This window comes from Agromyces agglutinans (assembly GCF_009647605.1).
GTDB lineage: Bacteria > Actinomycetota > Actinomycetes > Actinomycetales > Microbacteriaceae > Agromyces > Agromyces agglutinans.
In genome coordinates this window covers 43,570-64,369 of sequence record NZ_WJIF01000003.1, presented here as the reverse complement: position 1 = coordinate 64,369, position 20,800 = coordinate 43,570, and the positions used below count along the sequence as shown (strand labels likewise).

Genomic DNA, 20,800 nt, shown 5'->3' with positions numbered 1-20,800 from the left:
CTAATACCATTAGCCGGATTCCGCAAGGGGCGGCCCGGATGCCGTTGGGTAGTCTGTCGGGGTGCCAGTGAACCCCGAACTCCAAGGGCGGACGTTCCCGCCGACCGAGCCCTACGTCGTCGGTCGCGAGAAGGTGCGCGAGTTCGCCCGCGCCGTCTTCGCGACGAACCCCGTGAACCTCGACCCGGTTGCGGCACAGGCCGCCGGATACGCCGACGTGGTCGCCCCGCCGACCTTCGCCGTCGTCATCCAGGAGCAGACTCTGGCGCAGCTGCTCGCCGAACCCGGCTCGGGCATCGACTTCGCGCGCGTCGTGCACGGCGACCAGAGGTTCACGGCGACCCGCCCCATCGTCGCGGGCGACGTGCTCACCGCGCAGCTGACGGTCGCGAGCGTCAAGACGCTCGGCGGCCACTCGATCGTCACCGCCGAGACCGCGATCACGGATGCCTCGGGCGAGCACGTCGTGACGGCCACCTCCGCCCTCGTCGTGCGAGGAGAAGACTGATGACGACCGAGACCGCCCGGCCCGCGGCATCCGCACCCGACTTCGACGCACTCACGGTCGGCGACCTCGTCGACGAGCGCGTCTTCGCGGTCAGCCGTGACTCCCTCGTGCGCTATGCGGGGGCATCCGGCGACTTCAACCCCATCCACTACCGCGACGACGTCGCGAAGGCCGTCGGCCTTCCCGGCGTGCTCGCGCACGGCATGCTCACCATGGGCTTCGCGGTGCAGCCGGTCGTCGACTGGGCGGTCGATCCGGGGCGCGTCGTCGACTACCAGACCCGGTTCACCCGCCCCGTGCTCGTCGACCCCGAGCTCGGCGCGGTCGTCACCGTCATCGCGAAGATCGGCCAGCTCGACGCCGAGGCGCGCATCGCGCGGGTCGATCTCACCGTCAAGGTCGGTGAAGAGACCGTGCTCGGCAAGGCCCAGGTGCGCGTGCAGCTCTGATGGGCGACCTGCGCTTCTCCGACCTCACGACGCTGCGCGTGGGCGGGCCGATCGGCCGCCTCGCGACCGCGACCACGCAGCGCGACCTCGTCGACCTCGCGACCGCGGCCTGGCGCGACGGCGAATCGTGGCTGGCGCTCGGCGGCGGCTCCAACCTGCTCGTCGGCGACGAGGGCTTCGAGGGCACCGTGGTCCGCATCGCGACGCGCGGCATCGAGGTGCTGCCGAGCGGCGGCGGTGCCGAGGGCACCGTGCGCCTGCGCGTGCAGGCCGGCGAGAACTGGGACGACCTCGTCGCCTGGACCGTCGAGCACGGCTACTCGGGGATCGAGGCGCTGTCGGGCATCCCGGGCTCGGTCGGCGCGGCGCCCGTGCAGAACATCGGCGCCTACGGCCAGGAGCTCGAGGCGACCCTCGTCGCCGTCGAGTTCCTCGACGAGTTCGCCGACGAACCGCGGCGCATGGCGGCGGAAGAGCTCGAACTCGGCTACCGCACGTCGGTGCTCAAGCGCGGACTGCCCGGCATCGTCGTCTCCGTGGAGCTCGAACTGCACGACACCGCGAGCGAACGCGCCGTCCTCGGCGAGGCGCTCGGCCAGCCGATCGCCTATCGGCAGCTCGCCGACGCGCTCGGCGTGCAGCTCGGCGACCGGGTCTCGATCGCGAGCGTCCGCGAGGCCGTGCTGGCGCTGCGACGCTCGAAGGGCATGGTGCTCGACCCCGCCGACGCCGACTCGGTCAGCGCGGGCTCGTTCTTCACCAACCCGATCGTCACCGAGCGCATCGCGCGCACGCTGCCCGCCGACGCCCCGCGCTGGTACGTCGAGCCCGACGCGCCCGACGAGGTGGTGCCGCTCAGCGACCTCACGAGCCAGAGCCCGCTCGATGCGTTCCTCGCCCACCAGGCGTCGGTCGAGGCATCCGCTCACCAGATGACGGATGCCCCGCCCGCCGAGCCGCTCGTGAAGCTCTCGGCCGCGTGGCTCATCGAGCACGCGGGCGTGCGGCGCGGGTTCGCGCTGCCCGGGTCGCGCGCCGCGATCTCGTCGAAGCACACGCTCGCCCTGACGAACCGCGGCGGCGCGAGTGCCGAGGAGATCGCGCAGCTCGCGCGGTTCGTGCAGGGGCGCGTGCAGGCCGAGTTCGGCATCGTGCTGCACCCCGAACCGGTGTTCGTCGGCGTCGAGCTGTAGCGTCGGCGCCACCCCGGCGGGGTGGGTCGCTATTCGACCGACGGCGACGCCGGGCGGTAGACGTCCAGCGCGGCGGGCACGATCCGGATGCGCGTGCGATACCCCGGCTCCGGTGACCGGGCATCGGCGACGGCGGGCGCCTCGACGGCGACCTCTCCGTCGTGCGCGAAGCCCGGCGGTTGTCCGTGCCGCGGGTGCACGACGACCTCGAGCTCCCGGGCCTGCATCGACTCGAGGCGGTCGGGCAGCACGCGCAGCCGCCGCAGCACCGCACTCGTGCGGCGGCCGAAGGCGAGCGAGCCGACCGCGCGGGTGCGCGACCCGGCGCGCAGCACGCGCACGTCGAGCACGCCGACGTCGAGTCGGCGGCGCTGCAGGGGAGCGGCCGTGCCCGGATCGTTCGGCCCGATGCCGACGAAGAGCGTCCAGACCGCGACGGGCCGCCCGTCGATCTCGACGCGCACCGGGTCGGAGCGGCGCAGCACCCGCGCGGCGGCGACGATCGCGGCCGGCCACTTGCCGAGACGCGGCTCCAGCTGCTCGCGCACGGTGACGAAGTCGGGGTAGACCCCGACCGACGCGGTGTTCAGCACGGTGATCGCCGGCTGGTCGCCGAAGCGCAGCTCGCCGACGTCGACGCGCACGCCCTCACCGCGCTGCAGGGCGTCGACGGCGAGGTCGGCGGATGCCGCGCCCGCCGTGCGGGCGAAGTGGTTGAACGTGCCGCCCGGCACGACGAGCAGGGGCACGCCGGCCTCGCGGGCGACGTGTGCGACGGCGGCCACGGTGCCGTCGCCGCCGCAGACGCCGAGGATGCGCGGCGGTTCGGGCCGCTCGAGCACGCGGCGCGCGACCCGCGACGGCTCCTCGTCATCGCCGAGCACGTGCACCTCGGCCAGAGGCAGGCGGCGGCGGACGGACCTCAGCGGGTCGGCCCGCACGACCGCGGTGCCCGACGTGGGGTTCGCGATCACGAAGACGCCGGCGCCATCGGCCGAAGCCGGCAGCGGACGGTCCTCACCGCTCGGCGCGGGTGCGCCGGCGCGCGCGTCGCGGTCCGCGCCGTGCCGCCCGCTCCGCCCGCGTCGGCCCACGAAGGCCCCGAGCCCGGCGACCGCCGCACCGAGGGCGAGTCCGCCCGCGACATCCGAGAGCCAGTGCGCGCCGACGTGCAGCCTCGAGTACCCGACGCCGAGCGAGAGCGGCGCGATCGCCGCGCCGAGCCGCGGGTCCTCGATGGCGACGCCGACCGCGAACGCCCCCGCGCTCGCAGAGTGGCCCGAGGGGAACGCCGGTGTCGTGGGGCGCTTCGGCAGTCGGCGGCGGATCGGGACCTCCTCGAGGATCGGCCGGTCGCCGCCGAACAGGCGCTTGGCGATGAGGTTCGCGATCGCGCTCGCCGCGAGGAGCGACGCGAGCCCGCGGGCGGCGGCGCGGCGGCGGCCGGTGACCGCGAGCACGCCCGCCAGCGTCCACCACAGGATGCCCCGGTCGGCGAAGCCGGTCACGGTCGACCAGAACCGGTCGGCGACCGGATGCGTCCTGCGCCGGTTCACCGCGCTCGCCGCACGGGCGTCGGCCCGCCGCACCCAGCCGGGCAGCAGCCGGGTGCGCTGGATCGCCGTGCGGATTCCGGACCCCACGCGCCCAGCGTACGACCGTGGCGTGGATCAGAGCAGCCGCAGCTCCATCGCCCGGGTCACCGCGCGGGTGCGATCGTTCACGCCGAGCTTCTCGAACACGTGGCCGAGGTGCGTCTTCACCGTCGCCTCGCCGAGGTGCAGCGCGCGGGCGATCTCGGGGTTCGAACGCCCGTCGGCGACGTGGCGCAGCACCTCGAGTTCACGCGGCGACAGCGAGGGCGGGGCGGATGCCTCGTTCCGCACCCGGCGCACCAGCTTCGCCGCGATCGACGGCGCGAGCACGGTCTCGCCCGCGGCGACCGCCCGTACGCCCGCGAGGATCTCGTCCTGCGGCGCCGCCTTCAGCAGGTATCCGCTCGCTCCGGCCTCGATCGCCGGCAGCAGGTCGTCATCGGTGTCGTAGGTCGTCAGCACGAGCACGCGCGTGCCGCCCGCGGCGACGATGCGCTCGGTCGCCGCGGCGCCGCCCAGCACCGGCATCCGCAGATCCATGAGCACGAGGTCCGGGCGAGCGGATGCCGCCAGCGCCACCGCCTGCTCGCCGTCGGCGGCCTCGCCGACGACCTCGATGTCGCCGGCCGTCTCGAGGAGGCCGACGATGCCGGCGCGCACGATGGGATGGTCGTCGGCGACCACGATGCGGATCGGGTTCGGCTGGGTCATTCTGTAGCTCCTTCCGCGTGTGGTTCGACCGGCACCTCGACCTCGAGCACGGCGCCGCCGCCCGGGGCTGCACCGAAGGCGACGCGCCCGCCCACCAGCGCGACCCGATCGCGGATGCCCGCGAGCCCGAACCCGCCCCGAGCGCCGGCGGCCTCGCGCGGCCCCGTACCGTCGTCGCGCACGACGAGGCGCACCAGGTCGCGGCTCGCGCCGCTCGCGCCGTTCCTGCCGGCGGCGTCGGCCTCGACCCGGATCCAGGCGTGCGCAGCGCCTGCGTGCTTGCGCACGTTCGCGAGCCCCTCCTGCGCGCTGCGCAGGAGCACGACCTCGAGTTCACGACCGAGGCCCGAGGCATCCGCCCGCACGTCGACCTGCACGCCGGTCTCGCGCTCGAACGTCGCGGCCAACCGACCGAGCGCGTCGGCCAGGTTCGTCTCCATCGCGACCGGCGTGAACGCCGCGACGAGTCCGCGTGCCTCGGTCAACGCGTCACGCGCCATCTCCTCGATGAGCTCCACGTCGACACGCGCGGCCACGAGGTCGGCGGCATCCGGTTCTCCTACGGCCGGCGCGAGCCGGTTGCCTGCGCGCTGGGCGACCATCACGAGCCCGGTGAGGCTCTGCGCGATGGTGTCGTGGATCTCGCGGGCCAAGCGGCCCCGCTCCTGGAGGGCGCCGGCGTCGCGGTGCATCGCGGCGAGTTCGCCCTGCGTGGCCCGCAATTCGGCGAGGAGACGGGCGTTCTCCTCGCCGATGCCGGCGATGTGGCTGATCCAGAGGCCCAGGGCGAGGCTGAACCCGAGCGAGATGGCGGAGATGCCGAGGGCGGCGCCGAGATCGCTCCAGCCGAAGAACACGATCGTGCCGACGAGGACGGCTCCCGCGATCGCGATGTTCCCCCAGATCGCCTGCCGTGTGCTCGCTGCCGTGATCCACACGTAGGGGTAGGCGAACGCCAGCATGTTCGCGAACTGCGCATCGAACCCGATCCCCACAGCGATGATGACGGCCAGCACGGCCGTGATCGCCACATGGTGACGCGGGTCCTCGAGGCCGAGGCGACCACGCAGGTACGCGACGTAGACGATCAGGAAGACGCCGGCCATCGCCCAGGACCCGGTCTCCGCGGCGGCGTACGGCGGCTGCAGCACGCTGAACAGCACCGTCACGGCGACGACCGCCAGGGCGACCACGTCCCACCAGCGACGGTTCACCATGTCGTCATGCTCTCACGCGACGGTGCGGCCGTCCGGCCGCCCGCGCGTCGCGAGCAGCCGGAGCGGCGCGAGGCATCCGTCACGCGTCGCGCCGGATCCAGCGGAACGTGAGCCGGCTGATCACGAGGCCGACGACGAGCCACACGACCAGCCAGATCGCGACCCAGCCGAGATCCCACGTGCCGTTCTGCTCGAGCGCCGCGAAGTCCTCGGGCAGCAGCGCCGCGCGCATGCCCTGCGCCATCCACTTGAGCGGGAACAGGCTCGCGACGTTCTGCATCCACTCGGGCAGTTGGCTGAACTGCAGGTAGACGCCCGAGATGAACTGCAGCACGAGCACGATCGGGATCACGACGGCCGTCGCCGACTTGCCGCTGCGCGGCAGCGCCGAGAGCGCGATGCCGAGCAGGGCCGAGGTCGTGATGCCGAGCACGAACACCCACGCGAACGTGAGCCAGGATCCGGGGTCGGTGGGCAACTCGATGCCGAACGCGACCGACGCGACGACGAGCAGCAGTGCGGCCTGCAGCGTGCCGGTCACGAAGACCTGCCCCATCTTCCCGAGGAAGTACGAGACCGGCGACAGTGGCGTGCCGCCCAGGCGCTTGAGCGTGCCGTCGCCCTTCTCGGTGGCGATGTCGACCGCGAGGTTCTGCACGCCGGACAGCAGGAGGCCGGCCGCGAGCATGCCGGGCAGGAAGTACCGGCCGAAGCTCACGCCTTCGGCGCCCGGCGCGGGAACGATGTCGCCCGTCCCGCTGAAGGCCGCGGTGAAGATGGCCAGCATGATCACCGGGAAGAGGAACGTGAAGAACACCGCGTCGAGTGAGCGGAAGTAGCCCTTGGTCTCGTAGCCGACGCGCGAGGTTCCGAGGGCGATGACGGATGTGCTCATGCGAGGGCCTCCTGGGCGTCGGTGGTGGGGTCGATGGTGGGGCCGGTCGCGCCGACCGAGTGCGTGCCGGCGTGCTCCGTGCCGGCGTGCTCCGTGCCGGCGTGCTCCGTGCCGGCGTGCGAGCGCACGAGGTCGAGGTAGATGTCCTCGAGGCTCGGCCGGATGACCTCGAGCTCGGCGGGCTCGCCACCGAGGTCGGCGACGAGGGAGGCGACGAGCCGCGCGGGTTCGTCGGTGCGCTGCTCGTGCACGAGACCGTCGGCTCCGCGCCAGCGGACGATCGGCACGCGCGCAGCGGCGCCGCCGAGTTCGTGCACGCGGCCGACGTCGACGAGCCGGCCGCCGACGATCACGCCGGCGCGGTCACCGAGCTGCGCGGCCTCGTCGAGGTAGTGGGTGGTGAGCAGGATGGTCGTGCCCTCGGCCTTCAGGGTGCGCACGAGCTGCCAGAAGTCGCGGCGAGCCTCAGGGTCGAAGCCCGTGGTCGGCTCGTCGAGGAAGAGGAGCTCCGGGCGCCCGACGATGCCGAGGGCGACGTCGACGCGTCGCCGCTGCCCGCCCGAGAGCTTGGCGATGCGGGTGGACGCCTTCGCCTCGAGTCCGACGGCGGCGATCACCTCCTCGACGTCGCGCGGGTTCGGGTAGAAGCCCGCGAAGTGCCGCAGCTGCTCGCGCACCGTGAACGCGCCGGACTCACCGGTCGACTGCAGCACGATACCGAGCCGCGACTTCCAGTCGAGGCCGCCGTGGGCCGGGTCGACGCCGAGCACGGATGCCTCGCCGCCGGTGCGCGACCGATAGCCCTCGAGGATCTCGACGGTGGTCGACTTGCCGGCGCCGTTCGGGCCGAGCAGGGCGAACGTCTCGCCGCGGGCGATGTCGAGGTCGACGCCGTCGACGGCGGCTTGCGAGCCGTAGGTCTTGCGGAGGCCGCGGATGCGGATGGCGGGTTCGGAGTCTGTCTGGTGCATGCGACGAGCCTCCCGCGCTCGCGCGTTCGCCGCCAGCCGTCGACCGGTTGGTTCGCGCATCCACCGACCGGGGGATGCCCCGGCCCCGGCTCGCGATTCAGGTGTGCGCGCGGCGTGTCGGCCCTTGCATGCGGCAGGCCTGCCCGCGACACGGCTCCGCACCTGAATTGCGAAGCGGGGGTGGGGGGATGCCTCGCGCCCGCGTCAGCGCCCGAGTTCGGCCAGCCGCCGTTCGAGGAAGCGCCGTTCGGGCGCCGTGCGCGCCAGGGCGAGCGCCTCGCGATACCGCTCGGCCGCGGCATCCGGCTGCCCGGCCCGGCGCAGGAACTCCGCCTGCGCCGCCGGCAGCAGGTGATATCCGGCGAGCCTGCCGGATGCCTCGAGCCCCGCCAACTCGACGAGTCCCTGGCGCGGGCCGTGCGCCATGCCGTCGGCGATCGCCCGGTTGAGCTCGACGAACGGCGAGTCGGCGAACTGCGCGAGCCGGGTGTAGCGGTCGGCGATGGCCCGCCAGTCCGTGTCGGCCTCGGTCGCGGCGCGCGCGTGCACGGCCTGGATCTCGGCCTGCAGCCCGTACGTGCCCGGCGGGTCGCCGCGGAATCCGTCGACGAGCGCCAGCCCCTCGCGGATCTCGGCGGCATCCCACGCCGTGCGGTCCTGCTCGCCGAGCGGCACGAGGTCGCCGTCCGCGTCGACTCGCGCCGCCGACCGCGCGTGCTGCAGCAGCAGGAGGGCCAGCAGGGCTCGCGCCTCCGCGGCATCCGGGACGAGCGCGACGAGGAGCCGCGTGAGCCGGATCGCCTCGGCGGCGAGGTCGAGCCGCTGCAGGTCGTCGCCGTGCGACGCGAGGTATCCCTCGTTGGCCACGAGGTAGAGCACGGCGAGCACGCCGCCGAGGCGTTCGGGCAGTTGGTCGGCCGCGGGCACCCGGTAGGGGATGCCCGCGTTGCGTATCTTGCGCTTGGCCCGCACGATGCGCTGGGCCATCGTCGCCGCGGGCACGTGGAACGCGCGTGCGATCTCCACCGTGTCGAGGCCGCCGACGGTGCGCAGGGTCAGCGCGACCCGCGCCTCCATCGGCAGGGCGGGGTGCGCGCACGTGAACACGAGGCGCAACCGGTCATCCCAGGCGGGCTCGCCGCCGGCCGACCCGGCAGCCCCGGCAACCCCGGCGGGCCCGGCGAGACCGCCGGATGCGGCGACCTCGGCCGGATCGGGCGGTCCGTCGGCTCGTCCCTCCAACCGCTCGTCCATCAGCCACTCCTTCACCTTCTCGGCCTCGACGCCTCGACGTCGCAGCCGGTCGAGGGCGAGATTGCGGGCCGCGGTGGTCAGCCAGGCCCCCGCATTGCGCGGGATGCCGTCGCGGGGCCAGGTCAGTGCGGCGCGCTCGAAGGCGCCCGCGGCGGCCTCCTCCGCGACATCCCAGTCGCCCGTGACGCGGATGAGGGTCGCGACGACCCGCGCCCACTCGGCGCGGTACGCGTCGCGGAGCGCGTCGGCGACCTCGGGTGCGAGCGGCACGCCGCCCGCACCCGTCGCTTCGTCGTCGGTCAGAGCGCCGCCCCCGCGAGCGCGTCGGCAGCCGCCGGCTCCAGCCGTCGGTCGCGGTCGGCCGCTTCGCGCTCGGCCCGCTCGACGTGGTCCTCGTGCTCGTCGAAGGGCCACAGCGGGCGCAGCTCGATCGTGCCGCCGCGGGCCATCGGATGCTTCGCCGCGACCTCGATCGCCTCGGCGAGGTCGCGCACCTCGAGCAGGTCGAAGCCGGCGATCCACTCCTTGGCCTCGGAGAACGGCCCGTCGGAGACGAGCACCTCGCCGCGGCGTCGGCGCACCATGGTCGCGTCGGCCGGCGGGTGCAGCACGTCGCCGAACAGGCGTGCGCCACGGGCGTCCATCTCGGCGACCCACGCCTCGGGGTCGTCGTCGCCCGACTCATCGCGCTCGCCCGCCGGGTCGGAGACGACGAGCATGAGGTAGCGGCGTCGGCCGGGCTCGGGCTCTTCGGCGAAGCCGTCGGGGACGATCCGGGCGCCGGGCTCGGCATCGTGCCACTGCATGAACGGACGGACCTCGACCCTCCCGAATGCGGCGACCGGATGCTTCGACGCGACCTCGATCGCCTCGTCGAGGTCGCGCACGTCGATGATGTCGAACCCGCCGATCGACTCCTTCGACTCGGTGAACGGGCCGTCGGTCACGAGCACCTCGCCGCCGCGGACGCGCACGGTGGTGGCATCCTGCTCGGGGCGCAGGCGCTCTCCGTACTCGGAGATGCCGCGGGCCTCGATGTCGTCGACCCAGTCGCCGACGTTGTCGTCGGCGGGCACATAGGGAAGGGCGTCGACTCCCTCGGCGTAGAACAAGGCGTACTGCATGGTGGATTCCTCTCTCTCGGTCACGCTACGCAGGTGCGACGAACGAGGGGAGGGGGAATCGACAGGTCGGCCGGAATTCGTTCCGAGATTCGGCCGCGACGCGCACCGCGCACCGCGGGCCGCCGACTCAGTGCGGCAGCACCAGGGAGACGCCGAGCGCGACCATCACGACGGCGATGATCGCATCGAGGATGCGCCAGGCGCGAGGCCCCGAGAGCCAGCGGCCGAGCCCGCGCGCGCCGTAGGCGAGGCCGAAGAACCAGATGATGCTCGCGAGGCTCGCGCCGAGGGCGAAGACCCAGCGGTCGTCGCCGTGGGTGTTCGCGACCGAGCCCAGCAGGAACACGGTGTCGAGGTACACGTGCGGGTTCAGCCAGGTGAGGGCGAGGCAGGTGAGGATCGCCGCCCGCAGCGAGGTCCGTCCTGCAACGCCCGCCGGGCGGGCCGTGTCAGAGCCGGCGCCAGTTCGTGATTCAGGAACCTCACCTCGATGCTCCGGCGTGTCGGACCCCGGCCCGCGGCGTGTCGGAGATTCTTCCTGAATCGCGGATTCGGCGCGGGCGTGGATGGCGGCGGAGGCGGCGGGTGCGGTGTTCGCGAGCACGGATGCCTCGTCGACGTCCTGCTCGACCGCGAGCGCCTCGCCGCTCGGCTTCCACGCGCGCTTCGCCGCGAGCAGCCCGTAGACGACGAGGAACGCCGCGCCCGCCCAGCGGATCGCCTCGACGAGCCACGGCACCGCGATGAGGATCGCGCCGATGCCCGAGACCCCGACGATGATCAGGGTCAGGTCGCTCACGGCGCAGATGGCCGCGACCGCGAACACGTGCTCGCGCCGGATGCCCTGTCGCAGCACGAAGAGGTTCTGGGCGCCGATGGCGACGATGAGCGAGAGGCCGAGGCCGAGGCCGGCGAAGAGGGCAGCGAGATCCACGCTTCGACGGTAAGCGCCCACCTCGCTGCAATCCAGTTCAGGATTCTGCACCACCATTAGCATGACTTCAGATGGAGATACCGCTCGAACTCGCGCGCACCCTCGCCGTCGTCGTCGACGAGGGCACCTTCGACGCGGCATCCCGTCGCCTGCAGGTCACGCCTTCGGCCGTGTCGCAGCGGGTCAAGGGGCTCGAGCAGCAGCTCGGCCGCGTGCTGCTCGTCCGATCCAAGCCCGTGCGGCCCACCGAGGCCGGCGCGGTCATCGTGCGCCTCGCGCGCCAGCTCGCCCTGCTCGAGCACGATGCGCTCGCCGAGTTCGGCCTCGACGCGGCCGGCGGCGACCGCGGGCGCCCGACGTCGATCCCGCTCGCCGTCAACGCCGACACCCTCGGCACGTGGATCCTTCCGGCGCTGGCACGGCTCTCGGCGCGGCATCCCGTCGTGTTCGACCTGCACCGCGACGACCAGGACTTCACCGCCGAACTGCTCGAGTCGGGCACCGTGATGGCCGCGGTGACCTCGCAGGCGACGCCCGTCGCCGGCTGCGTCGCACGCCCGCTCGGCGTCATGCGCTACCGCGCCGTCGCGACGCCGGCGTTCGCCGAGCGCTGGTTCGGCGGGGGCGCGACGCCCGCGGCGCTGTCGCGCGCGCCCGTCGTCGAGTTCGACCGCCGCGACGACCTGCAGACCGGCTACCTGCGATTCGTCGGTGCGGATGCCTCGGCGCCGCCGCGCCACTACGTGCCCGCGTCGAACGACTTCGCCGTCGCGATCAAGCTCGGGCTGGGATGGGGGCTCCTGCCCGGGTTCCAGTCGACGGATGAGCTCGCCTCGGGCGAGCTGGTCGCGCTCGGCGGCCCGCCCATCGACGTGCCGCTGCACTGGCAGCAGTGGAACCTGCGCTCACCGCTGCTCGAGGCGATCGCCGACGAGGTGGTCGCCGAGGCGCGTAGCGCGCTGCGAGGGTGACCCGGCCGGTCGCGCCGAGCGACGCGGCCGGGCCGCGGCGCGGCGGCCCCAGCTCGGCGGGCCCCGTCCGATCACGGTTCGACAACGCCACTGGGACATCTGACCCACTCTTGCTACGCTCGCCCGCGTGATGACGCGAACCCGACGATCGGTGACCGTCGGCATCGCGCTCACGGCCCTGCTCGCGCTGGGCGCGGGCGTCGCGTTCGTCGTCGGAGACGAGCTCGGCATCCGGAGCGAGGCGGCCGACGTTCCGCTCGAGCACCCGACCGCCGCGCCCGAATCGCCGGCGGTCGCCCCGCCCGAGTTCACCTCGATCGACGCGCCGGCGTCTCCACGGCTCGACCTCGCGGTGGGTGAACTCCGCGACGCGGTCGGCGATGCGGTCGCCACGTCGGGCGCGGTATCGCTCCAGGTCGTCGTCGGCGGGGGAGCGGCGGACGGCACGTCCGCAGACCGGGCAGACGCCGCCGGCCAGGACGCACCAGCCGACGAGACGTACCGACTGGAGGGCGACGCCGCATCCCTCCGCATCGTCGCCGACGCGGAGGCCGGCGCCGTCCGCGGCGTCTACGACATCGCCGCGGCCGTGCGCGACCGGCGGTCGGTGAGCGAGCGACTGGGCGAGACCGTGACCTCGCGGCTCGGATTCCGCATGGTCGACCTCGGCGCGGTCGGCGTGAGCGTCGACGAGACCGCGTGGGCCGCGGGCGACGACTACTCGCACCATTCGAAGGCGTTCGCCGACGTGATCCTTCCCGGGGCGCCGTACATCGACGAGGCCGCGCTCGAGGTCGCGCGCGCCGACTTCGATGCGTACCTGCGGCACGTCCTCGCCGAGGGGTACACGGCGATCGCGATCCCGGGCTTCATCGAGTACCTCACGTTCGACCGCGTGGGCGACGGCCACGAGGTCTACGACGCCGACGACGAGCACGTCGCCCGGGCACTCGCGATGCGCGAGGCGTTCGGACCGATGTGGGAGCAGGCGCACGAACTGGGGCTCGACGTCTACTTCCGCACGGATATGCTGACCCTGACCACGCCGCTCGAGGAGTACCTGACCGAGCGATTCGGCTCGCTCGCGACCGAGGATCCCGCGTTCTGGAGCGTCTACGCCGCCGGCCTCGACGAGCTGTACGCCCAGATGCCCTACGTCGACGGGGTGCTCGTGCGCATCGGCGAGGCGGGCCGCGTCTACGACCTCCCGGGCTGGGACTACTACTCCGAGTTGGGGGTGACCACGGTCGATGCGGTCCGGGCGATGCTCACCGCGCTGACCGACCAGGCCGAGCGCGCCGACCGCGAGGTGATCTTCCGCAGCTGGAGCGTCGGCGTCGGGGCGGTCGGCGACATGCACACCAACGTCGACTCGTACCACGCGGTGCTCGACGGCATCGACTCGGAGAAGCTGGTCGTCTCGACCAAGTACACGCTCGGCGACTTCTACAGCCACCTGCCGTTCAACGACACGCTCGAGGTCGGCGAGCAGCGCCGCATCGTCGAGTTCCAGAGCCGCCGCGAGTTCGAGAACTTCGGCGCCTTCCCCAACGACCTCGGCGAGCAGTACCGGGGTGCGCTGCAGCGCTTCCTTGCCGCGAATCCGCGGGTTGAGGGCATCTGGACCTGGACGCAGGACGGCGGGCCGTGGCGTGCGGGCCCACTCGCGCTCGAACTGAAGGCCGGCTTCTGGCAGCTCTACGAGCTCAACACCGAGCTCGCCGTGCGCCTGGCCCGCGACCCCGAGACCGACCCCGCCGCGATCACCGCCGACTGGGCGCGGCGCTGGTTCTCGGATGACCCGGCAACGGTCCGCGCGATCGGCGAGGCGATGTCCGACTCGCGCACCGCGATCACCGATGGCCTCTACATCGGCCCCTTCGCAGACCGCCGCGTGTTCGCGATCGGCCTCGAACCGCCCCCCATGATGTGGATCTTCGAGTGGGACATCCTCACCGGCGACAGCGCGGTGCTCGACGTCATCTACGACGTGAGCCGCGATGACCTCGACGAGGCGATCGCGGGCGGCGAGCGCGCACTCGCCGCCGTCGAGGGCATGCACGAGCGCATCGCCGCGACGGATGCCTCGACCTGGCGGGATGCCTCGCTGCGCGACGAGTTCCTCGCGACCTTGGACTACCAGGCGTCGACGTTCGCCATGCTCGGCGACTATCGCGAGATGTTCCTGCGCCAGGCGCAGTGGCACGACACGCTCGATCCGGTCGCCCACGAACAGTGGGATGCCGCCCGCCGCGCGTTCGAGGCATCCGCCGCCGCCCACGAGGCGGCCTACGCCGGCGACCCGTACCACCCGGCCTACAACCTCACCGCCGCGCGCATCGGCGTCGAGCGCGCCGAGCGGGACCTGCCGATGGCGTGGGCCGCCCGCATCCTGCTGGTGCTGCTCGTGGCGTGGGTCGCGTACGGGGTCCTCGCCGGCCGGAGTCGCTTCGCGCGCCTCGCTGCGTGGCCCGGCGCCCGCGCGGCACGCGCGCTCTGGGTCGCCGGGACCCGACCGTGGCGGGCCGCCGAGGCGACCGCCGCGCTCGGCGCGCTCGACCGGGCCCTGCTCCTGGCCGTGCCCGCGGTGCTGCTGGCGGCGAGCCGCGGCATCCAGACCTGGTTCCTCGCACCCGCGCACCTCGCGGTGACGCTCGGCTCGTGGCTCGTCTTCGTGCTCGTCGTGCTCCTCGTGCTCCGGCTGCTCGGTCGGCGTCCGGCCTGGCCGGTGCTCGCCGCGATCGGCGGCGCCGCGACCCTGCGCGTCGCGCTACTGCTCGTCGCGCTCGTGCCCTCCGGGCCTGGCGGCTACTGGTTCGGATTCTGGACCGACCCGGTCGCCCGCTCGCTCTACGTGACGGTCGCGTTCGCGGCGTTCGGCTGGGTGCTGGTCGCGGTGGCCTGGGCGCTCGCCGGAGCTGTCGGCGGGCGCCGGGCGCTCGGCGCCGTCGTCACCGCCGTCGGCACCGTGCTCGCCGCCGCGGGCGCACTCATCGGCCTCGTCGGCCTCGAAGCCGCGGTGACGGAGTGGAATGACCAGATGTCGCTGCTGCCGTGGGGACTCTCGCGCATCCTCGGCATCACCGTGTACCTCGACATCCCGGCAGACACGGCCTGGTGGGTGGCGGCCATGGGTGCGGCCGTCGCGGTGGCGGGCGTGCTGCTCGCCATTCCGTGGCGGCGCGCCGCCCGCCCCGGCCGCGCCGCCGACGGGACCGCCGCATCCGAGACATCCGCGGGGCGCTAGCGCCTCGACCGGCGATCGGCAAGCCCCTGTCGTCTGCGGGCCGCCTCGCGTTCACTGGGTGTCAGGCGGTGATCCCGCCGGAAGCGAGGCGGGGCTTCCCCCGCCCGGGAAGGAGATCGAGATGGGTGCCGACGAGCGCGCCGATGCGACGGGCGATGACATCAAGGGCAAGGCGAAGGAGGCCTGGGGAAAGGTCACCGACGACGAAGGTCTCGAGGCGGAGGGCAAGGTCGACCAGGCCAAGTCCGACCTGAAGAACGCCGGCGAGGACGTCAAGGACGCCTTCAAGCACTGACCGTCAGCGGGCCAGCCCGCGCACGGAACACGACGGCCGTCGGATCGCTCCCCCGATCCGGCGGCCGTTCCGTGTGCCCGGGGCGCCGAGCCCGGCTCAGCCGGGAGAACCGCCGGTCAGCTGGTCAGCCGAACAGTCGCTGCAGCCGCTGCACGCCCTCGAGCAGCGCCTCGTCGCCGAGCGCGTAGCTGAAGCGCAGGTAGCCCGAGGGCCCGAACGCCTCGCCCGGCACGGCCGCGACCTCGGCCTGGTCGAGGATCAGGTCGGCGAGCTCGAGCGACGAGCTCGGCGTCACGCCGCCCCATTCGCGGCCGAGCAGCCCGGTCATGTCGGGGTAGACGTAGAACGCGCCCTCGGGCACGGGAACCGTGAAGCCGTCGATCTTCGACAGCTCGGCGACGATCGTGCGCCGGCGGCGGTCGAACGCGCGGCGCATCTGCTCGACCGGCTCCTGCGGGCCGGTGAGGGCCGCGAGCGCGGCGCGCTGCGAGATGTTCGAGACGTTCGACGTGAGGTGCGACTGGAGGTTGGCGGCGCCCTTCATGAGGTCGGCGGGACCGACCATCCAGCCGAGCCGCCAGCCGGTCATCGCGTACGTCTTCGCGACCCCGTTCACGAGGATCGCCTGCTCGGCGAGCGCCGGCACGGCCTCGACGATGGAGACGGCCCGGGGCGCGGGGGCATCCGCGTCGCCGTCGATGGGACCGTAGGTGAGGTTCTGGTAGATCTCGTCGGCCACGACGAAGATGCCGTGCTCGAGCGCCCACTCGCCGATCTCGCGCACCTGCTCGGGCGAGTACACGGCGCCCGTCGGGTTCGACGGCGAGACGAACAGCAGCGCCTTCGTGCGCTCGGTGCGCGCCGCCTCGAGCTGGTCGACCGTGACGAGGTAGCCCTGGTCGGCGCCGGCGAACACGTCGACCTGCCGACCGCCGGCGAGCTTGATCGCCTCGGGGTACGTGGTCCAGTACGGCGTCGGCACGAGCACCTCGTCGCCGTCGTCGAGCAGGGTCTGGAACGCCTGGTAGACGGCCTGCTTGCCGCCGTTCGTGACGACCACCTGCGATGCGGATGCCTCGAGCCCCGAGTCGCGCGCCGTCTTCGCCGCGATCGCCTCGCGCAGGTCGGGCAGGCCCGCCGCGGGCGTGTAGCGGTGGTTCTTGGGGTCGCGCACGGCCGCGAGGGCCGCCTCGACGATGTGCTCGGGCGTCGCGAAGTCGGGCTCGCCGGCCGCATAGGAGATGACGGGCCGGCCCTCGGCCTGCAGGGCCTTCGCCTTGGCGTCGACCTTCAGGGTCGCGGACTCGGCGATGGCGGCGATACGGGCGGACAGGCGCGGCTTCTCGGTCACCCTCGGATCCTATCGAGCGGGCGCGGAATCCTCGCGAGCGGATCCGACGTCGGCGCGGGCGCGCTGACGCGACGGATGCCGCGGGCAGGCGCCCGCGGCATCCGGTCGGTTCACTCGTCCGGTCGGCCCGTCAGCCCTCGACGGGCGCCTCGACCGTGGCCGCGACATCCGGGTGGTCGCTGAAGATGCCGTCCATGCCTGCCTCGAGGAACACGGCGATCTCGCCGGCGAGGTCGCCCGGCGCGTTCGGGTCGGCGCTCGAACGGAACTCGAGCGGCAGGAACACGTTCTCGAGCCGGAACGTCCAGCCGTGCACGGTCAGCCCGGCGCGGTGCGCGTCGCGGATGACGGGCGTCGGCGCGCCGAGGTTGCCGGCCGTCGTGCGAGGGATCATGACGGACTTCTCGAGGCCGACGCCGTCGGCGTAGCGGGCGATCTCGCGCAGGCCGCGCGGGGTGACGAGGTCGGCGTACGTGCGCGAGTCGCCCGCGACGGTGAAGTCGTAGGGCCGGCCCGACGCGCTGACCAGCTGGGCGAGGTCGACGCGCGTCAGACGGCTCAGTTCCTTCAGGTTGCCGACCTCGAAGCTCTGCACGATGACGGGCGCGTCGCGCCGGTCGAGCCCGTTCTGCTGGAGCGCGGCCACGAGCGGCTCCTCGAGCGAGAGCCCGATGCCGTCGAAGTAGGTCGGATGCTTCGTCTCGGGGTACACGCCGACCTGGCGGCCGTCGCAGCTGACCGAGTGGCGGGCCAGGTCCATCACCTCGTCGAGCGTGGGCACCTGGTAGAGCCCGTCGAACGCGGTGTTGGCCGGGCGGGTCAGCGGCAGGCGCTCCGTCGCCCGGAGCGCCTTCAGCTCGGCGAGCGTGAAGTCCTCGGTGAACCAGCCGGTGACGCTCACGCCGTCGATGACCTTCGTGGCGCGCCGGTCGGCGAACTCCGGCCGGTTCGAGACATCCGTCGTGCCGCTGATCTCGTTCTCGTGCCGCGCGACGAGCACGCCGTCCTTCGTGGAGACGACATCGGGCTCGATGTAGTCGGCGCACTGGATGATCGCCTGCTCGTAGGCGGCGAGCGTGTGCTCGGGACGGTAGCCGCTCGCACCGCGGTGGCCGATGACCGTGACATCCGACCGCTCGACGCGGGTCTTCACCAGTTCGACGACGTCGAACTCCGTGTCGTCGGGCGTGCCCGTGATGCGAGCGTCGTTGCCCGGGTAGTTGTTGTCGTTGCCGATCAGGAGGCGCCCGTCGCGCAGCAGTACGACCGTCTCGAACGACTGCACGGGCAGCGAGAAGACCTCGCCCGTCCCGTAGCCGTCGCCCGCCCCGATGCCGTCGGGGTTGTCGATGCGGAGCGCGTCGAGCACGAGCGACTTCTCGAGGCGGCCCTGGTCGTCGGTGCGGCCGAGGTCGACGGAGTAGACCCGCTTGGTGACGGCCTGGTCGCCCTCGAAGTCGTCGCGCTCGACGATGAGCATCGAGTCTCTGCCGGTCATGAAGGCGTCGCCGAGCACGTTCGCGTCCTGGTCGGCCTCGTACCTCCAGGTGCGGCCGGTGTACGACGTCGTGCGGAGGTCGAACTCGTGCACCTCGCGGCGGCGCAGGTCGGTCTCGTCGGCGTAGGAGCCCTCGATGATCGGGTAGAGGTAGCGGCCGTTGGAGGCCATCGCCTCGAAGCCCCGGCTCGCGCGCACCCGCGGCGTCTCGCCCGGCTGCAGGTACGGGTTCTGCGGGGACTTCAGCCCGTCGAGGGAGTAGGGCTGCTCGAGCAGCGTGCCCTCCGCGTCGAAGTGGAGCAGGAACGGGCCGAACTCCTCGCCCACCCAGAACGTGCCGTCGTCGGCGCGCACCACCGACTCGATATCGAAGTCGGCACCCGTCAGCAGGCGATCCTCGGTCGCGTCGTTGACGATCGGGAACTCGAGCACCCGGTTGCGGTCGTTGTACGAGATGAAGCGCTCGACGCCGATCGACCCGTCGCCGCCGTCGGCGGTCTGCCAGGCGGGGCGGACCAGGTAGTTGCGGAGCAGGAAGTCGGCCGAGTTGCCCTTCGAGCCGAACCCGTTGTCGGGCTGCGCCCAGAACGTGCCGTCGCCGTTGTCGATCATCGCCGAGAAGCCGGGGATCACCTGGCCCGGCCACGGGCCCGTGCGGCCGTTCGCGGGGCTCGCGAGGGCGCCCGACGCCGGGCCCTCCTCGAGGTGGTCGGCCGACAGCGTCGCCCGGGCGACGAGCGTGGGCACGGTCGCGTCGCGGCCGTGCGAGTGGCCGCCGCGGCCGCGTTCGCCCTCGCCGTCCGCGGCCATGGCGGCATTCGGCACGAGGAGCACGGCCGCCGTGGCGGCGGCGGCGATCACGGCGAGGGTGCGCGGTGTCGCGCGTCGTTTCAGGATTCCGGTCATGCGCCCGAGCCAACCGACCGCGGGCTGAATCACCGTGACGTGCGGGCTTCCGGCAAGGGGCGGCTCGGTGAACGGATGCCCCCGTTCGGGGTACACGGGAGGGGAGGGGCCGCTACAGGCTCTGGCCGATGTCCCAGAGCCGGTCGGGCCGGCCGTCGATCGCCTCCGAGACGGCGAGCGCCTGGTCGTCGGAGAGCGAGGCGATGTAGTCGACGACGCCCCTTCCGACGCCGAGCCTCGCGACATCGCCGGCCTCTGGCACCGGGACGCCCTCGGGGCGCGCCGCGCGCACCTTGGCGTAGCCCTCCGTGGCGAGCTCGACGAGCTCGCGCAGCCGCTCGGGCACGCGGTAGCGGTCGACGTCGTCGGTCACCCACGCCGTGAGGCCCTTCACGGCCCGGGTCAGCACGCGGCTGAGCCCGCGCTGGTACATGGCGATGTCGGCACGGTCGAGGATGAAGTGCCGGTGCACGAACTTCAGCACCTCGACCTGGTGCCACGCGAGCCGGTCGAGGGTCACGAGTCCCGTGCGCGGCTCATCGGCCGGCGCCGGCACGACCGAGTTCTGCAGGTGGTCGATCCAGCGGTTCGTGAACGACGAGAGCGCCCGCTCCGACGCGATCGAGCCGTCGAACGGCGAGGCCAGCAGGCCGTCGACGAGATCGTCGGCGACCACGTCGACCGCCTCGGCGAAGGCATCCGCGTCGGCGATCCACGGGTCGCTGCGCGCGATCTTGCGACGCAGCCCCTCGAGCGCCGCGCCGGGCGGCGCGCTGCGCGCCGCGAGCGCGGCGTCGTCGAGATCGCGCAGCTCGGCGGTGCGCTCGAGCCAGCCGCGGAACTCGCGCGCGACCGCGCCCTGGCTCAGCAGCCCGGCACGGTAGAAGTCGTCGACGTCGTGGATCGAGTAGGCGATGTCGTCGGCGAGGTCCATGATCGAGCACTCGAGCGACTGCGCCAGGGCCGGCAGCCCCTGTCGTGCCTCGGCGAGGTCGGCCGCGTCGAGGTCGTACGCCGAGAACTTCGCCACCTCGACGCCGCCCGAGAGTCGGCGCATGCCGCGGGGCAGCCGCCCGTCGCCGAGCGTGCGCGGGTCGACGAACCGGGTCCACGGGTACTTCGCGACTCCCGACCGCACCGCCGCGGTCAGGTTCAGGCCGTGCGGGGCGGACTCGGTGACGTCGAGCGTCGCGATGATGCGATACGTCTGCGCATTGCCCTCGAACCCGTCGGCGAGCCCCAGCGTCTCGCGCGCCAGGCGGTCGAGCACGCGTTCGCCGAGGTGCCCGAACGGCGGGTGCCCGAGGTCGTGCGCGCTCGCCGCGGCCTGCACGACGACGGCGTCGCAGCCGTGTTCGGCGGCCACGGCGCGGGCCGCCGGCGAGGCATCCGGAAAGGCCACCGCGATCGCCCGCGCGACCGCCGTGACCTTGATCGAGTGCGTGAGCCGGTTGTGGATCAGGGGGCCCGCGCCCGGCTGCGCGATCACCTGCGTGACGGCCGACAGCCGCGAGAAGTACGGAGAGAAGCGCACGCGCTCGAGGTCGAGCCGGAACTGCGAGTGCTCGCCGACGACGTCGACGCTGCCCCTCGGCTCGGCCGTGCGGCGGGCGGCGCGGTCGATTCGCATGCGGTCCTCCTCGCGGGCGACGTGACGGATGCCCCGCCCCGGCCCCAATCT

General features: G+C 73.1%; 17 protein-coding genes. 6 read left to right on the top strand and 11 right to left on the bottom strand.

Going from position 1 to position 20,800, the window contains the following annotated elements:
* Positions 1 to 61: 61 nt before the first annotated feature.
* The 3 genes from GE115_RS06510 to GE115_RS06500 are packed head-to-tail and all read left to right on the top strand — an operon-like array spanning position 62 to position 2,150.
* Positions 62 to 508, top strand: a complete 447-nt coding sequence (locus GE115_RS06510; protein WP_312854962.1) for an FAS1-like dehydratase domain-containing protein — start codon at positions 62 to 64, stop codon at positions 506 to 508.
* Positions 508 to 957, top strand: coding sequence for a MaoC family dehydratase (locus GE115_RS06505; RefSeq protein ID WP_153684003.1), 450 nt, complete (start codon positions 508 to 510; stop codon positions 955 to 957). The genes GE115_RS06510 and GE115_RS06505 overlap by 1 nt, the downstream gene beginning before the upstream one ends.
* Entirely contained in the window at positions 957 to 2,150 is a 1,194-nt protein-coding gene (locus tag GE115_RS06500; RefSeq protein WP_153684002.1) for a UDP-N-acetylmuramate dehydrogenase, read from the top strand. Before GE115_RS06505 ends, GE115_RS06500 begins: the two co-directional genes overlap by 1 nt.
* A gap of 29 nt (positions 2,151 to 2,179) precedes the next feature.
* On the opposite strand, the gene GE115_RS06495 is transcribed toward GE115_RS06500, so the two are convergent.
* The 8 genes from GE115_RS06495 to GE115_RS06455 form a co-directional block, all read right to left on the bottom strand.
* A complete protein-coding gene (locus GE115_RS06495) occupies positions 2,180 to 3,793 on the bottom strand; it encodes a bifunctional phosphatase PAP2/diacylglycerol kinase family protein (RefSeq protein WP_312854961.1) in 1,614 nt (537 codons plus the stop codon).
* 27 nt (positions 3,794 to 3,820) lie between these two features.
* Positions 3,821 to 4,456, bottom strand: coding sequence for a response regulator (locus GE115_RS06490; protein ID WP_153684001.1), 636 nt, complete (start codon positions 4,454 to 4,456; stop codon positions 3,821 to 3,823).
* Positions 4,453 to 5,673, bottom strand: a complete 1,221-nt coding sequence (locus GE115_RS06485) for a sensor histidine kinase (RefSeq protein ID WP_153684000.1) — start codon at positions 5,671 to 5,673, stop codon at positions 4,453 to 4,455. Before GE115_RS06485 ends, GE115_RS06490 begins: the two co-directional genes overlap by 4 nt.
* A gap of 79 nt (positions 5,674 to 5,752) precedes the next feature.
* Positions 5,753 to 6,568 (bottom strand): ABC transporter permease, encoded by an 816-nt coding sequence (locus GE115_RS06480; protein ID WP_153683999.1) that lies wholly within the window; start codon positions 6,566 to 6,568, stop codon positions 5,753 to 5,755.
* On the bottom strand, positions 6,565 to 7,539 hold the full coding sequence (locus GE115_RS06475; protein WP_153683998.1) for an ABC transporter ATP-binding protein: 975 nt from the start codon (positions 7,537 to 7,539) through the stop codon (positions 6,565 to 6,567). Before GE115_RS06475 ends, GE115_RS06480 begins: the two co-directional genes overlap by 4 nt.
* 204 nt (positions 7,540 to 7,743) lie before the next feature.
* Positions 7,744 to 9,063, bottom strand: a complete 1,320-nt coding sequence (locus GE115_RS06470) for an RNA polymerase sigma factor (protein WP_312854960.1) — start codon at positions 9,061 to 9,063, stop codon at positions 7,744 to 7,746.
* 29 nt (positions 9,064 to 9,092) lie between these two features.
* Positions 9,093 to 9,917, bottom strand: coding sequence for a YciI family protein (locus tag GE115_RS19210; RefSeq protein ID WP_312854959.1), 825 nt, complete (start codon positions 9,915 to 9,917; stop codon positions 9,093 to 9,095).
* Positions 9,918 to 10,044: 127 nt separating this feature from the next.
* On the bottom strand, positions 10,045 to 10,851 hold the full coding sequence (locus GE115_RS06455) for a LysE/ArgO family amino acid transporter (protein ID WP_312854958.1): 807 nt from the start codon (positions 10,849 to 10,851) through the stop codon (positions 10,045 to 10,047).
* Between the two features lie 71 nt (positions 10,852 to 10,922).
* On the opposite strand from GE115_RS06455, the gene GE115_RS06450 reads away from it, so the two are divergent.
* The 3 genes from GE115_RS06450 (at position 10,923) to GE115_RS06440 (ending at position 15,364) form a co-directional block, all read left to right on the top strand.
* On the top strand, positions 10,923 to 11,822 hold the full coding sequence (locus tag GE115_RS06450) for a LysR family transcriptional regulator ArgP (protein WP_153683996.1): 900 nt from the start codon (positions 10,923 to 10,925) through the stop codon (positions 11,820 to 11,822).
* Positions 11,823 to 11,952: 130 nt separating this feature from the next.
* On the top strand, positions 11,953 to 15,069 hold the full coding sequence (locus GE115_RS06445; protein ID WP_153683995.1) for a hypothetical protein: 3,117 nt from the start codon (positions 11,953 to 11,955) through the stop codon (positions 15,067 to 15,069).
* A 121-nt stretch (positions 15,070 to 15,190) separates the two neighbouring features.
* Positions 15,191 to 15,364 (top strand): CsbD family protein, encoded by a 174-nt coding sequence (locus GE115_RS06440; RefSeq protein ID WP_153683994.1) that lies wholly within the window; start codon positions 15,191 to 15,193, stop codon positions 15,362 to 15,364.
* Positions 15,365 to 15,488: 124 nt separating this feature from the next.
* On the opposite strand, the gene GE115_RS06435 is transcribed toward GE115_RS06440, so the two are convergent.
* From GE115_RS06435 to dgt, 3 genes are all read right to left on the bottom strand, one after another.
* Positions 15,489 to 16,715 carry a pyridoxal phosphate-dependent aminotransferase gene (locus GE115_RS06435; protein WP_312854957.1) on the bottom strand — a complete coding sequence of 409 codons (1,227 nt, stop codon included), beginning with the start codon at positions 16,713 to 16,715 and terminating at the stop codon, positions 15,489 to 15,491.
* Between the two features lie 130 nt (positions 16,716 to 16,845).
* Positions 16,846 to 19,119, bottom strand: a complete 2,274-nt coding sequence (locus tag GE115_RS06430; protein ID WP_153683993.1) for an esterase-like activity of phytase family protein — start codon at positions 19,117 to 19,119, stop codon at positions 16,846 to 16,848.
* A 112-nt stretch (positions 19,120 to 19,231) separates the two neighbouring features.
* Positions 19,232 to 20,749 carry a dGTP triphosphohydrolase gene (dgt, locus tag GE115_RS06425; RefSeq protein ID WP_153683992.1) on the bottom strand — a complete coding sequence of 506 codons (1,518 nt, stop codon included), beginning with the start codon at positions 20,747 to 20,749 and terminating at the stop codon, positions 19,232 to 19,234.
* Positions 20,750 to 20,800 lie beyond the last annotated feature (51 nt).